The following is a 14,049-nucleotide window of genomic DNA, read 5'->3' as shown; positions in this document are numbered from 1 at the left end:
CACTCCATACGTTACTCGTGAGGGCGAAATCCCGCGTCACCCGGTGCGTCCCATTGCGTCGCACGGGTCACCGGTTCTCGAAAACCGGCGGCTGGAACCTCGCAACTGGCAACGACCCCGAGCCCGTGGCGTCACGTAGCTCGTTCGAGGAGAGGCCCCGACGTTTGCAAGACTGGGGCGGTGAGTAGCGCACCCCCCGCCCCCCGGGTCATCGCCGTAGTAGGACCGACCGCCGCAGGAAAGTCCGATCTGGGCGTTTACCTCGCCCAACGGCTCGGCGGCGAGGTCGTCAACGCCGACTCCATGCAGCTGTACCGAGGGATGGACATCGGTACCGCCAAGCTGACGCCGCAGGAGCGCGGCGGGATTCCGCACCACCTCCTGGACATCTGGGATGTGACCGTCACGGCCAGCGTCGCCGAGTACCAGCGGCTCGCCCGTGCCCGTATCGACGCGCTGCTCGCCGAGGGCCGCTGGCCGATCCTGGTGGGCGGCTCCGGGCTGTATGTCCGCGGAGCCGTCGACAACCTGGAGTTCCCCGGCACCGACCCCGAGGTACGGGCCCGGCTGGAGGAGGAGCTCGCGCTGCGTGGCTCCGGAGCGCTGCACGCGCGTCTGGCCATGGCCGATCCGGAGGCCGCGCACGCGATCCTGCCCAGCAACGGCCGCCGTATCGTCCGCGCCCTCGAGGTCATCGAGATCACCGGAAAACCCTTCACCGCCAACCTCCCCGGCCACGACTCCGTCTACGACACCCTGCAGATCGGCGTCGACGTCATGCGCCCCGAGCTCGACGAGCGCATCGCGCGCCGCGTCGACCGCATGTGGGAGGCGGGGCTCGTCGACGAGGTGCGCACGCTGGAGGCGGAGGGTCTGCGCGAGGGGCGTACGGCATCGCGTGCGCTCGGGTACCAGCAGGTGCTCGCGGCGCTCGCCGGGGAGTGCACCGACGCCGAGGCGCGCGCCGAGACCGTACGCGCCACCAAACGCTTCGCCCGGCGTCAGGACTCCTGGTTCCGGCGCGATCCCCGGGTGCACTGGCTGAGCGGCGCCGCGGCGGATCTCACGGAACTCCCGCGGCTCGCGCTGGCGTTGGTCGAACGACCGGTCACAGCCTGATCACGTCATGGCATCGGGACGCCCCGGCCGCCGTCCGGGCCTCCGGCGTCGTGCCATCATCGAGCTTCGATCGACCAAGTGGAGTCCGAGTTGGGAGGGCGCGTGGTGATGGAGGCCGGCCCTCGCGACACCGCACAGGACGCGGAGCACGACACCGCGCCGGAGCAGCAGAAGCCGCAGCAGCCGCTGGAACGTCAGGACCTCGTCATCGATCGTCTGAGCACTGACGGAGACCGACTGAGCGACGACGGCGAGCGGCTGAACGGCGACGGTGAGCGACTGAGTTCCGACGGGGCCCCGCTGAGTTCCGACGGGCCCGACGAGCCTGTCGGCGGCGTGACCGCCGACGGACCGGAACCGGACGAGATGGTGCAGCCCGAGGTCGAGGTCGAACTGCGCCCGCAGCGTCGACTTCGGATCTGGCAGCTCGCGCCGATCGTGATCCTGGCCGCGACGGGCTCGCTGATGTTCGCCTTCCCGCTGGCCTTCGAGTTCGGTGACGGCGGTGCGGTGGTCGCCATGCTCGGCCTGCTGATCTGCTCGTGCGCCGCGGGCTGGGGCATGATGGCCGCCCGCCGGGTCGGCTACACCTGGCCGGGCCTTCCGCCGCGCGGCTCCGGCCGCCGCCTGGACTGGCGTGTCGTGCTCGCGTACGTCGTGGTGGTCGCGGCGGTGGCGGTGCTCGCCGTCGGGCGCGTCGCCCGCCTCCGCTGAGGCCCGCCCCGGCCGGGGCGCCAGCGGGACCGGGGTGTCGGACCGACCCCGTAGGATCGAGGGATGAGCACGCGGATCGCCTTCCTCAAGGGACACGGGACCGAGAACGACTTCGTGATCGTCCCGGACCCGGAGAACGCCATCGACCTGCCCCCGACCGCCGTGGCCGCCCTGTGCGACCGCCGCGCGGGCATCGGCGGCGACGGTCTGCTGCATGTCGTACGGTCCGCCGCGCACCCCGAGGCCCAGGAGATGGCGGCCGAGGCGGAGTGGTTCATGGACTACCGCAACGGCGACGGTTCGGTCGCGGAGATGTGCGGCAACGGAGTGCGGGTGTTCGCGCGCTACCTCCAGCGCGCCGGACATGTGACCGAGGGAGACATCGCGGTCGCCACCCGCGGGGGCGTGAAGAGCGTGCATCTCGCCAAGGACGGCGACGTCACCGTCGGCATGGGCAAGGCGGTCCTCCCCGAAGGGGACGTCACCGTGAGCGTCGGCGAGCACAGCTGGCCCGCGCGCAACGTCAACATGGGTAACCCGCACGCCGTCGCCTTCGTGGACGACCTCGCGCACGCCGGCAACCTCTACACGCCGCCGCCGTTCGCTCCGGCCACGGCATACCCGGACGGGGTGAACGTCGAATTCGTGGTCGACCGGGGGCCGCGTCACGTCGCCGTGCGCGTCCACGAGCGAGGCTCCGGGGAGACCCGCTCGTGCGGCACGGGCGCCTGCGCCGTGGCCGTCGCGGCGGCCCGCCGTGACGGCGCCGACCCGGCCGTGACGGGCACTCCGTCGACGTACACCGTCGACGTGCCCGGCGGCCGCCTGGTGATCACCGAGCACCCGGACGGCGAGATCGAGATGACCGGCCCCGCGGTGATCGTCGCCGAGGGCGAGCTCGACGCGGAGTGGCTGGACACCGTCCAGCTCTGAGCGGACGTCCCGGACGATGTCGTAACCCCCGTACCTTCCAAAACCTCGCGTCCGTAAACCCCCTGAACCTTCGCTCGAATGGGTGATCCGTTTCACGCTCGGCGAGAGGCGGTCAGCCGGGCGTGGTGGGCTCGGTAGCATCAAGCACCGGCCCGGACGGGGGAATCGACACCAACCCCTGTGCCGTGTACGCCCTGGGGCACCCCGTCCGCCGGTCTACGCAGCCGGAGGTGCCCATGAGTGCGGAGGCGACGAACCCCGCGACGCCAGCCCCTGCAACGCCCTCCCCCAAGCTCTCGGCTTCTCCCCCACTCTCGACTTCGCTCGAGCGGGGGGACCCCCATGAGCAGGGGGTATCCCCATCGCACCGCAAGAAGAGCCGTCCGCGGATCGATCTACGCCGCATCGGCCGTGCCGCGCTGCTCGGCACGACATCCCGCGACCGGCTGCCCGACGCGATCGGCCACGTGGCCGAGGCGCACCGCGCCCACCACCCCGACGCGAACCTGGAACCGCTGCGCCGGGCCTATGTGCTGGCGGAGTCCTCGCACCGCGGCCAGATGCGCAAGAGCGGTGAGCCGTACATCACCCATCCGCTCGCCGTGACCCTGATTCTCGCCGAACTCGGCGCGGAGACCACGACGTTGACCGCCTCCCTGCTCCACGACACCGTCGAGGACACGGAAGTGACGCTCGATCAGGTGCGCGAGGAGTTCGGCGACGAGGTCTGCTATCTCGTCGACGGCGTCACCAAGCTGGAAAAGGTGGACTACGGGGCGGCCGCCGAGCCCGAGACGTTCCGCAAGATGCTCGTCGCCACCGGCAACGACGTCCGTGTGATGTCGATCAAACTCGCCGACCGCCTGCACAACATGCGCACGCTCGGCGTCATGCGCCCCGAGAAACAGGAGCGCATCGCCAAGGTCACCAGAGACGTGCTGATCCCGCTCGCCGAACGGCTGGGTGTCCAGGCGCTCAAGACCGAGCTCGAGGACCTCGTCTTCGCGATCCTGCATCCCGAGGAGTACGAGCACACCCGGGAACTGATCGTCGACAACGCCTCGCGCGCGAGCGACCCGCTCGCCGAGATCGCCGAAGAGGTGCGCACGGTCCTGCGCGACGCCGGGATCCAGGCCGAAGTGCTCATCAGGCCACGGCACTTCGTCTCCGTGCACCGCGTGTCACGCAAACGCGGCCCCATGCGGGGCGCCGACTTCGGACGCCTCCTCGTGCTCGTGAACGAGGACGCCGACTGCTACGGGGTCCTCGGCGAACTGCACACCTGTCTCACTCCGGTCGTCTCGGAGTTCAAGGACTTCATCGCGGTCCCCAAGTTCAACCTGTACCAGTCGCTGCACACCGCCGTCGCGAGCGGCGACGGCGAGATCGCCGAAGTGCTCATCCGCACCCACCAGATGCACAAGGTCGCCGAGGCCGGGGTCATCGCACTCGGCAATCCCTACGCTCCGCCTATGGAGGAGCAGTCGGACGAGCAGTCCGAGGGCCGGTCGGACGGCGTCGGCGGACGCCTGGTGGACGGCGAGCGGGTGGACCCCACCCGCCCCGGCTGGCTCTCCCGGCTCCTCGACTGGCAGGAGGGCGCTCCGGACCCGGACACGTTCTGGTCGACGCTGCGCGAAGACCTCGCCCAGGACCGCGAGATCACCGTCTTCCGCGCCGACGGCGGCGCGTTGGGCCTTCCCGAGGGAGCCAGTTGTGTGGACGCCGCGTACGCCCAGTACGGCGAGGACGCGCACGCCTGCATCGGCGCCCGCGTCAACGGCCGCCTGGCGACGCTCAGTACGGTCCTGAAGGACGGCGACACCGTGCAGCTCCTCATGGGCCAGGACCCCGCCTCGGAGCCCTCCAGAGAGTGGCTGGAGCACGCGCACACGCCCGCCGCGCGGATCGCCATCCAACGCTGGCTGGCCGCGCACCCCTCGCCCGCCGACACACAGGACCCGGCGGTCCGGGAAGCCCCGGACACGACCGAGACCCCCGCCGCGGCCCCCAGGCCGCCCGTCGAGGCCCCCACGACCCGCCCCTCGGACGCATCCGCCGCCCGCCCCACCGGCACCCACGCCGCCCGCCCCGCCACCGCGAACGCCGTCGTCGACCAGCCCGGCGCCTCCGCACGTCTCGCGGGCTGCTGTACGCCCGTACCGCCCGACGAGGTGACCGGCTTCGCCGTACGCGGGGGAGTGGTGACCGTCCACCGCGTGGAGTGCGCCGGAGTGGCGCGCATGAAGAGCTCGGGGCGCGCGGAGGTGGAAGTGCGCTGGGGCGACACCGCCGAGTGCCGGGTCACGCTGGTCGCCGAGTCCTTCGGGCGCCCGCATCTGCTCGCCGACCTCACCGAAGCCATCGCCCTGGAGGGCGTCGCGATCGTCTCGGCGACCGTGGAACCCCCCAGCCAGCAGCGCGTACGCCACACCTACACGCTCCAACTCCCGGACGCGGCCCACCTTCCCGGGCTGATGCGCGCGATGCGGAACGTGCCGGGCGTGTACGACGTGAGCCGGGCGCAACACGCGGCGGCTGCCGCGCAGTAGCACCCGATCGGGTGGGCCCGGCGCGAGTCGTCACCGCGGGGCGGGTGCGCGCTGGTAGCGGTGGTCCATGCTGCTCACCCTCCGCACCAGGAACCGTCGTATCAAGGCGGCGTTCCTCGCCTCCGCCGTCTCGGTCTGTCTCGTCGCCGCGAGCGCCCCGTCCCCGGCCGCGCCGCTCGGCATCGGTGACCGCCTCTTCCCGTACCTGGGCAATCCCGGGTACGACGTCAAGTCGTACGACCTCTCCTTCGCCTACCCCGGCGTCAACGACAAGCCGCTGGCGGCCGTCACCACGATCGACGCCGTGACGTCCGAGCGGCTCGAGCGCGTCAATCTCGACTACGCGCACGGCACGGTGGGATCGGTCGAGGTGAACGGGGCGCCAGCGACGTTCACGAGCGCCGGTGAGGACCTGGTGGTGACGCCCAGGGATCCGGTGCCCGCGGGCGATTGGATGCGGATCACCGTGCGGCACGCGAGCGACCCGGTCACCACCGGGAACGGGGACGGCGGCTGGGTGCAGACGAAGGACGGCCTCGCCATGGCCAACCAGGCCGACGCCGGGCACCTGGTCTTCCCGTGCAACGACCACCCCTCGGACAAGGCGATGTTCACCATCCACGTCACCGCCCCCGACGGGTACACGGCCGTGGCCAACGGACTGCCCACCCGGGTGGACCGGGCCGGAAAGTCCACCACCTGGACGTACCGCACCTCACACCCCATGGCCACCGAACTCACCCAGGTGTCCATCGGCCGCTCCAGCGTGCTGCACCGCGACGGTCCGCACGGTCTGCCGGTCCGCGACGTGGTGCCCACCAAGGACCGCGAGCTCCTCGAACCGTGGCTCAAGAAGACGCCCGACCAGATCGCCTGGATGGAGAGCAAGGTCGGCCCGTACCCCTTCGAGACCTACGGGCTGCTGATGGCCGAGGCGCGGACCGGCTTCGAACTGGAGACACAGACGCTCTCTCTCTTCGAGAGAGAGCTCTTCACGGAGCCCGCGCTGCCGAAGTGGTACGTCGAGTCGATCATGGTGCACGAGCTGTCGCACCAGTGGTTCGGCGACAGTGTCAGCCCCCGCACCTGGTCCGACCTGTGGCTCAACGAGGGGCACGCGACCTGGTACGAGGCCCTGTACGCCGAGGAGAAGGCGGACAAGCCCATGGAGACCCGTATGAAGGCGGCCTACCGCGCCTCCGACACCTGGCGCGCCACCGGAGGGCCGCCCGGAGCGCCCAAGGAGCCCAAGCCGGGACAGAAGATCAGCATCTTCCGGCCCAGCGTCTACGACGGGGCCGCGCTCGCCCTGTACGCGCTGCGCCAGGAGATCGGACGCCCCGCCTTCGAGCGGCTGGAGCGCGCCTGGGTCGCCCTTCACCGGGATGGCACGGCCACGACCGCGGACTTCGAGCGGCTCGCGTCCACTCTCGCGAACCGCGACCTGAGCGGGTTCTTCCGGGCCTGGGTCTACGGCACGAAGACACCATCCATGCCCGGTCACCCGGACTGGAAGAGCGACGCCCCGAAGGCACGCAAGGGCGCCTGAGAACTCGCGTGACGAGACGGGCCGTGCCGTGCGAACATCGTCGGGTCGGCGGCGCGGCCCCGCGGAGGGTTGGCCCGGCGGAATCCGGGAATCTCCCGGTGGTCCCGGACGTTCTCGTATGTGACGGGTGGTGTCCGTCGCCGAACAGGTTCCACCAGTGACGCCATCGATACCGGCAGTGACGTATCGGTGTCCCCATCGACGTAAGGATCCAATGACCTCCTCTTCTTCCCCTTCCCAGGACGCGCAGAGCCTCGCGCAGAACTACCCCGAAGGTCTTCGGGCCGATGCCCTGATGGAAGAGGACGTCGCCTGGAGCCACGAGATCGACGGAGAGCGGGACGGCGACCAGTTCGACCGCTCCGAGCGCGCGGCCCTGCGCCGTGTGGCGGGCCTCTCCACCGAGCTCGAGGACGTCACCGAGGTCGAGTACCGACAGCTCCGTCTGGAGCGAGTCGTCCTCGTCGGTGTGTGGACCACGGGAACCATTCAGGACGCGGACAACTCCCTCGCCGAGCTGGCAGCTCTCGCGGAGACCGCGGGCGCGCTCGTGCTCGACGGCGTTGTCCAGCGCCGCGACAAGCCCGACGCGGCCACGTACATCGGATCCGGCAAGGCCAACGAGCTGCGGGACATCGTCCTGGAGACCGGCGCCGACACCGTGATCTGCGACGGTGAGCTGAGCCCCGGCCAGCTGATCCACCTGGAAGACGTCGTCAAGGTCAAGGTCATCGACCGTACGGCCCTGATCCTCGACATCTTCGCCCAGCACGCCAAGTCCCGAGAGGGCAAGGCGCAGGTCGCGCTCGCACAGATGCAGTACATGCTGCCGAGGCTGCGCGGCTGGGGTCAGTCGCTGTCCCGTCAGATGGGCGGCGGCAAGGGCGGCGGCCTCGCCACCCGTGGTCCCGGTGAGACCAAGATCGAGACAGACCGGCGCCGTATCCGCGAGAAGATGGCGAAGATGCGCCGGGAGATCGCGGACATGAAGACCGGCCGCGAGATCAAGCGCCAGGAGCGCCGCAGGAACAAGGTGCCCTCGGTCGCCATCGCCGGCTACACCAACGCGGGCAAGTCCTCCCTGCTCAACCGCCTCACCGGTGCGGGCGTACTGGTCGAGAACGCGCTGTTCGCGACCCTCGACCCGACCGTGCGCCGGGCCGAGACCCCGAGCGGACGGCTGTACACCCTGGCCGACACGGTCGGGTTCGTACGCCACCTGCCGCACCACCTCGTCGAGGCGTTCCGCTCCACGATGGAGGAGGTCGGCGACTCCGACCTGATCCTGCACGTCGTGGACGGCTCGCACCCGGCGCCGGAGGAGCAGCTGGCCGCCGTGCGCGAGGTCATCCGTGACGTCGGCGCGACCGACGTGCCCGAGATCGTGGTGATCAACAAGGCGGACGCGGCCGACCCACTGGTCCTCCAGCGGCTGATGCGGATCGAGAAGCGCTCCATCGCGGTCTCGGCCCGCACCGGGATGAACATCGACGAGCTGCTCGCGCTCATCGACAACGAGCTGCCCCGCCCCTCGGTCGAGATCGAGGCGCTCGTCCCGTACACGCACGGCAGGCTGGTCGCGCGCGCCCACTCCGAGGGCGAGGTGATCTCCGAGGAGCACACCCCGGAGGGCACCCTGCTCAAGGTGCGGGTGCACGAGGAACTGGCCGCGGACCTCGCGCCGTACGTCCCGGCGCCGGTCGCGCTCTAACCCCTCGCTTCCGCAGCGACGTACGAAGGCCCGCCCCCTCTCGCAGGGGGCGGGCCTTCGCCGTGGCAAGGTGAGAGCGGCGCGCGGGCTCACCGGCCTGCGGATCGTCGGCTCACTGGCTCGCGAACTTCTTGCTCACCGAGTCGTACACACCCTTGGCGACCGCACCCAGGTGCGGACCCGCCAGCCAGCCCGCGCTGACCGGACCGATCGAGGTGTTGGACACCAGGGCGGGCTTGCCGTCCGACCCGGTCGCCACCCAGCCGCCGCCGGACGAACCACCGGTCATGGTGCACCCGATGCGGTACATCGTCGGATCCGCCTTGGCGATCGACAACCGCCCCGGCCGGTCGGTGCACTGATACAGCTTCTGCCCGTCGAACGGAGCCGCCGCCGGGTACCCGGTCGCTGTGATGCTCGAGACCTGCGGCACGGCCGGAGCGTTGAAGTTCACCGGGAGTGCCGAACCGACGGTCTCCTCGAGGGACTTGCCGTTGCCGCCCTTCTCCGGCGTCACATGCAGGACCGCGAAGTCGTACGACGCGCCCTGGCCGCCGGTGGAACCGCCCTGCGCGATCCACTGGTCCGAGGTCTGCGCCCCGTCGCTCCACCAGACACCGTACGGAGCGACCTCCGTCCTGGCGGCGTTCTGCAGCTGGGCGGACGTCCTGCCGGCGTCGTTGTACGACGGCACGAAGGCGATGTTGCGGTACCAGCCGCCCTTCTTGCCGGCGTGGACGCAGTGGCCCGCGGTCCACACGAGGTTCGACTTGCCCGGGTGCGCCGGGTCCTCGACGACGGTCGCCGAGCAGACCATCGTGCCCTCGGGGGAGTCGAAGAACACCTTGCCCGCCTCGGGCACGCTGTCGTGGTAGGCGGCGCTCACGGCCTTCGCCGCCACGGGGGCCGGAGTGGCGTCGGTGATGCCCTGGTCACCGGAGAGGTCGTTCTCGTCGACGCCCTTGTTCTTGTCCGGGTCGTCGGCGCCGCGCATCCGGTCCGGGTCCCACAGCCCCTTGATGATCGGGTTGACGAAGTCGTTGGCCTCGCGCAGCCAGTCGTCCTTGTTCCAGTTCTTCCAGGCGCCGTTCTTCCACTTGTCGATGTCGATCCCGTGCTCTTTGAGCTTGTTCTTGATGTCGTCCGGGATCTTGATCTTGCCGTCGGCGCTCTGGGACGCCGACGCACCGGCCTGGCCGCTCGCGGTGCTGTCACCCGAGTCGCAGCCGGTGGCGGTGAGCGCCAGCGCCGCCGTCAGGCCGACGACGGCCAGTACGGGGGAGGTCTTGCGGCGCGTGTTCCTCCCTCGGCGGGCGGCGAAGGGTGGGCGTGTGGATCGCATGGTGTAACTCCCCCTGGACGTAAGAGAACCTGTCAGGATCCGTCGATCCGGAGTCCCCGGGTACGGGACGCAGGTGCGTCGTTCGGTGTCACTGAACGGCACCACACACTATGCGCTCGCTGTGGGGGACATCCCACGGAACGGCAACGGTTCCGTCACGGCAAGGATCTTCGGCTCACCCGCTTCCCCGAGCGCGTCGCGTCGTTGGTACGTACGGGGACCTGCCGTCTGTGCTCGGAGCCCCCCGCCAACTCGCCTCTGGACAGCGGGAGGACCTGAAGTCGTGGCCGTGACCGAGTCTGCGGTGGTACCGGTGGGGCGAGAGCCCGAGGAGACACGGGAGGGGGTGTCCGGGGCGGCACGAGGGAGGTTGCCCGGGACCTCCGAGGGGGCGCGGGAGAGGGTGCCCGGAGCGTCCGAGGGGGCGCGCGCGGCGCACGAGGGGATTCTGCGGCGCCAGTCGGCGCGCGAGTCGGCGGCCCGCACCTATGCGCGCGCTCTGCCGATCGTCCCCGTGCGGGCGCGGGGGCTGACCATCGAGGGCGCGGACGGCCGCCGTTACCTCGACTGCCTCTCCGGCGCGGGCACCCTGGCCCTGGGGCACAACCATCCGGTGGTCCTGGAAGCGATCAGAAAAGTTCTCGACTCCGGGGCACCGCTGCACGTCCTCGACCTGGCCACGCCCGTCAAGGACGCCTTCACCACTGAGCTGTTCCGCACGCTGCCCCCGGAGTTCGCCGCTCGGGCGCGGGTGCAGTTCTGCGGCCCCGCCGGGACGGACGCCGTCGAGGCCGCGTTCAAACTGGTGCGCGCGGCGACCGGACGCACCGGGATGCTCGCGTTCACCGGCGCGTATCACGGGATGACCGCGGGGGCGCTCGAAGCATCCGGGGGCGCGACCGAGGTACGGGTCGCGCGCCTGCCCTATCCCCAGGACTACCGCTGCCCGTTCGGCATCGGCGGTGAACGCGGAGCCGACCTCGCCGCGCGCTGGACTGAGTCCCTGCTCGACGACACCAAGTCCGGCGTACCGCGCCCCGCCGGGATGATCCTCGAACCTGTCCAGGGCGAGGGCGGGGTGATTCCCGCGCCCGACGACTGGATGCGCCGGATGCGCGAGATCACCGCGGCGCGCTCCATCCCCCTGATCGCGGACGAGGTCCAGACCGGCGTCGGGCGCACCGGTGCCTTCTGGGCCGTGGAACACAGCGGGATCACCCCGGACGTGATGGTCCTGTCCAAGGCCATCGGCGGCAGTCTGCCGCTGGCCGTCGTCGTCTACCGCGACGACCTCGACGTCTGGCAACCGGGCGCCCACGCGGGAACGTTCCGGGGCAACCAGCTGGCCATGGCCGCGGGCACGGCGACCCTCGCGTACGTGCGCGAGAACGGACTAGCCGAGCGCGCGGCGACCCTGGGCTCCCGCATGCTCACCCAACTCCGCGGACTCGCGGGTGAGTTTCCCTGCGTCGGTGACGTACGGGGCCGCGGGCTGATGATCGGCGTCGAGATGGTGGACCCCGAGACACCGTCCGACACCCCCACCGACGGCCCCCGGCCCGCCGCCCCCGAACTCGCCGCCGCCGTGCAGCGCGAGTGTCTTCGCCGCGGTCTGATCGTGGAGCTGGGCGGGCGCCGCGCCAGCGTGGTGCGACTCCTCCCACCCCTGACGATCAGCGACGAACAGGCGACGGCGGTGCTCGACCGACTGGCGGACGCGGTGGGGGTGGTGGCGCGTGCGGGGCTGGGCGGGACGGCCGGGAACGGTCGGGGTTCCGACTCCGGTGAGCACGCCGGATAGGGCCGGAAACCGCCGCGGGCGGGCCGTACGGAGCCCCGCCGCGACAGGTTTCAGCACCCCCGGACCAGCCCCCGCCGCGACCGGTTTCAGCACCCCCGGACCAGCCCCCGCCCCGACCGGTCCACCACGCCGGACCAGCCTCCCGCGCCGCGGCGGTGAGACGCGGACCTCACTCGGACCACCGCCACCTCGACCAGAACCACCGCCCTCACCCGGATCGACCAGGAACGCCCAAGGCCCCGCGCACGCCAGTACCGCCCCGGTTCGTCGCCGCACGAGCCTGAACGACCCCACGAGGAACTCTCTTGAACGCGACCCCCGCATCCGACGGCCGTCCCGACACCCACGAGCGAGCGGCCTGCGCCACACAGACCCCGCTCGTCGCGGGGGCCGACGCGGTCCCCCGGCAGAAGGGAGGGGCCCGGGAGACCGAGCGGCTGCGTGGCGCAACCGCCGACCTGCTGGAGCATCCCGCCGTCCACACCGCGGCCCAGGCGGCGGCGGTCGAGAACCTGCTGCGCTGCTGGGTACGGGAGAACAACCTGGCCGCCCCCACCGACGGCACCCTCCGCATCCCGCTCCCGGCCAGCGGCGTTTCCCTCCTGACGCCGGTCCACTACTGGTCCCCGACCGGCTGGCACCGCTTCGGCCTCCCGCACCTCGCCGACGCCCCCGACGGAGCGCCGCCCGCCGACGCCGTCACCGTGGCGGCGCTGCTCGCACGCCAGGCGGCGATGGGCCTCGGGACGACGAGCACGGCCGTGGTGACCTCGACGTCCGTTGCCGAGAGCGGCCCCGGCGGGGGTGCCGACCTGGTCGGCCGTGTCGCCGACTCGGTGCGGCGGACCGTCGTGTTCATCAACGACCGCAGGCAGCGGCCCGCCGACACCCCCGACCTCTTCCTCGCCGCCGAACAAGCACTTGTGCTGGGGCACCCGTGGCACCCCACCCCGAAGAGCCGGGAAGGGTTCTCCGAGGCCGAAGCACGGCTGTACTCACCCGAGTTGCGCGGCTCCTTTCCGCTGCACTGGATGGCGGTCGCCCCCTCGGTCCTGGCGGCCGAGTCGGCGTGGACGGAGCGCGGCCGGCCCGTCCCCGCGCAACTGCTCACCGCGCGGCTGGCCGGAGCCGGGCTGCCCCTGCCCGACGGTTACGCCGCCCTGCCGCTGCACCCCTGGCAGATGGCCGAGGTCCGGCACCGCCCCGAGACCGCGGCCCTGCTCGACGCCGGACTGCTCCGGGACCTCGGCCCGCACGGCTCCGCCTGGCACCCCACCTCCTCCGTCCGTACCCTCTACCGCTCCGGCGCCCCCGCGATGCTCAAGCTGTCGCTGGGCCTACGCATCACCAACTCCCGCCGGGAGAACCTCCGCAAGGAGCTCCACCGCGGGGTGGAGGTCCACCGTCTGCTGCGCGGCGGCCTGTCCAAGCAGTGGCAGTCAGCCCACCCGGGCTTCGACATCGTCCGCGATCCCGCGTGGCTCGCGGTCAACGCCCCGGACGGCACCCCACTGACCGGGCTCGACGTGATGATCCGCCACAACCCGTTCGGTCCGACGGACGACGCCGGCTGTGTCGCGGGACTCGTCTCCCCCCGGCCTCACGCCCAACCCGGCGCACGCGGCGGGTCCGAGGACCGCCCCGTCATGCGGTCCCGGCTCGCCGAGATCGTCACCCGCCTCGCCGGGCGCACGAGCAAGCCCCGTGGCGCCGTCGCCGCCGAGTGGTTCCTGCGCTACCTGGAGCAGGTCGTACGTCCCGTGCTCTGGCTGGACAGCGAGGCGGGGATCGCGCTGGAGGCACACCAGCAGAACACCCTGCTCGTACTGGACCCCGAGGGCTGGCCCGCGGGCGGCCGCTACCGGGACAACCAGGGCTACTACTTCCGAGAGTCCCGGCGCGCCGAACTGGACGCCCGCCTGCCCGGCATCGGTGAACTCAGCGACACCTTCGTCTCCGACGAGGTCACCGACGAACGCTTCGCCTACTACCTGGCGATCAACAACGTACTCGGCCTCATCGGCGCGTTCGGCTCCCAGCACCTCGCCGACGAACAACTGCTGCTCGCCGCCTTCCGACGCTTCCTCACCGAGGCGGCCTCCGGACCGGCCCGACTGCGTACACCCCTGCCGGCCCGCCTCCTCGACTCGCCCGTCCTGCGCTGCAAGGCCAACCTGCTGACCCGGCTGCACGGCCTCGACGAACTCGTCGGCCCGGTCGACACCCAGTCCGTCTATGTCGCCTTGGCCAACCCGCTCCATTCCTGAGGAAGCCGCCCTCGTCAACCCCCTCCACAACCCCCTCCATTTCCTGAGGAACATGCCCCAC

At 71.3% G+C, this 14,049-nt stretch carries 9 protein-coding genes; 8 read left to right on the top strand and 1 reads right to left on the bottom strand.

The window, feature by feature from the left end:
* Positions 1 to 180: 180 nt before the first annotated feature.
* The 6 genes from miaA to hflX all read left to right on the top strand — a co-directional run bounded on the left by miaA (position 181) and on the right by hflX (position 8,578).
* A complete protein-coding gene (miaA, locus tag OG819_RS02920) occupies positions 181 to 1,119 on the top strand; it encodes a tRNA (adenosine(37)-N6)-dimethylallyltransferase MiaA (RefSeq protein WP_266647864.1) in 939 nt (312 codons plus the stop codon).
* Between the two features lie 108 nt (positions 1,120 to 1,227).
* Positions 1,228 to 1,833, top strand: coding sequence for a hypothetical protein (locus OG819_RS02915; RefSeq protein WP_266634726.1), 606 nt, complete (start codon positions 1,228 to 1,230; stop codon positions 1,831 to 1,833).
* Between the two features lie 63 nt (positions 1,834 to 1,896).
* Entirely contained in the window at positions 1,897 to 2,766 is an 870-nt protein-coding gene (dapF, locus tag OG819_RS02910) for a diaminopimelate epimerase (RefSeq protein ID WP_266629420.1), read from the top strand.
* A gap of 236 nt (positions 2,767 to 3,002) precedes the next feature.
* The gene (locus OG819_RS02905) at positions 3,003 to 5,318 is read left to right on the top strand and encodes a bifunctional (p)ppGpp synthetase/guanosine-3',5'-bis(diphosphate) 3'-pyrophosphohydrolase (RefSeq protein ID WP_266629422.1); all 2,316 of its coding nucleotides are present in this window, start codon (positions 3,003 to 3,005) and stop codon (positions 5,316 to 5,318) included.
* Between the two features lie 67 nt (positions 5,319 to 5,385).
* Positions 5,386 to 6,867 (top strand): M1 family metallopeptidase, encoded by a 1,482-nt coding sequence (locus OG819_RS02900; protein ID WP_266647862.1) that lies wholly within the window; start codon positions 5,386 to 5,388, stop codon positions 6,865 to 6,867.
* A gap of 214 nt (positions 6,868 to 7,081) precedes the next feature.
* Positions 7,082 to 8,578, top strand: coding sequence for a GTPase HflX (gene hflX, locus OG819_RS02895; protein ID WP_266629427.1), 1,497 nt, complete (start codon positions 7,082 to 7,084; stop codon positions 8,576 to 8,578).
* A 112-nt stretch (positions 8,579 to 8,690) separates the two neighbouring features.
* Here hflX and OG819_RS02890 read toward each other — a convergent pair whose 3' ends face one another.
* Complete coding sequence (locus tag OG819_RS02890) at positions 8,691 to 9,920, bottom strand: hypothetical protein (RefSeq protein ID WP_266647860.1); 1,230 nt, start codon at positions 9,918 to 9,920, stop codon at positions 8,691 to 8,693.
* Between the two features lie 403 nt (positions 9,921 to 10,323).
* Between OG819_RS02890 and OG819_RS02885 the strand changes: the two genes are divergently transcribed.
* Both OG819_RS02885 and OG819_RS02880 read left to right on the top strand, forming a co-directional pair.
* Complete coding sequence (locus OG819_RS02885) at positions 10,324 to 11,721, top strand: diaminobutyrate--2-oxoglutarate transaminase family protein (RefSeq protein ID WP_266647858.1); 1,398 nt, start codon at positions 10,324 to 10,326, stop codon at positions 11,719 to 11,721.
* A 305-nt stretch (positions 11,722 to 12,026) separates the two neighbouring features.
* Positions 12,027 to 13,988, top strand: a complete 1,962-nt coding sequence (locus tag OG819_RS02880; RefSeq protein ID WP_266629433.1) for an IucA/IucC family siderophore biosynthesis protein — start codon at positions 12,027 to 12,029, stop codon at positions 13,986 to 13,988.
* The last annotated feature ends 61 nt before the right edge of the window (positions 13,989 to 14,049 follow it).

The sequence above is a fragment of the Streptomyces sp. NBC_01549 genome (genome assembly GCF_026339955.1).
Lineage (GTDB): Bacteria > Actinomycetota > Actinomycetes > Streptomycetales > Streptomycetaceae > Streptomyces.
Note: the sequence above shows the minus strand (reverse complement) of the source record. Positions and strands in the feature narration are given on the sequence as shown.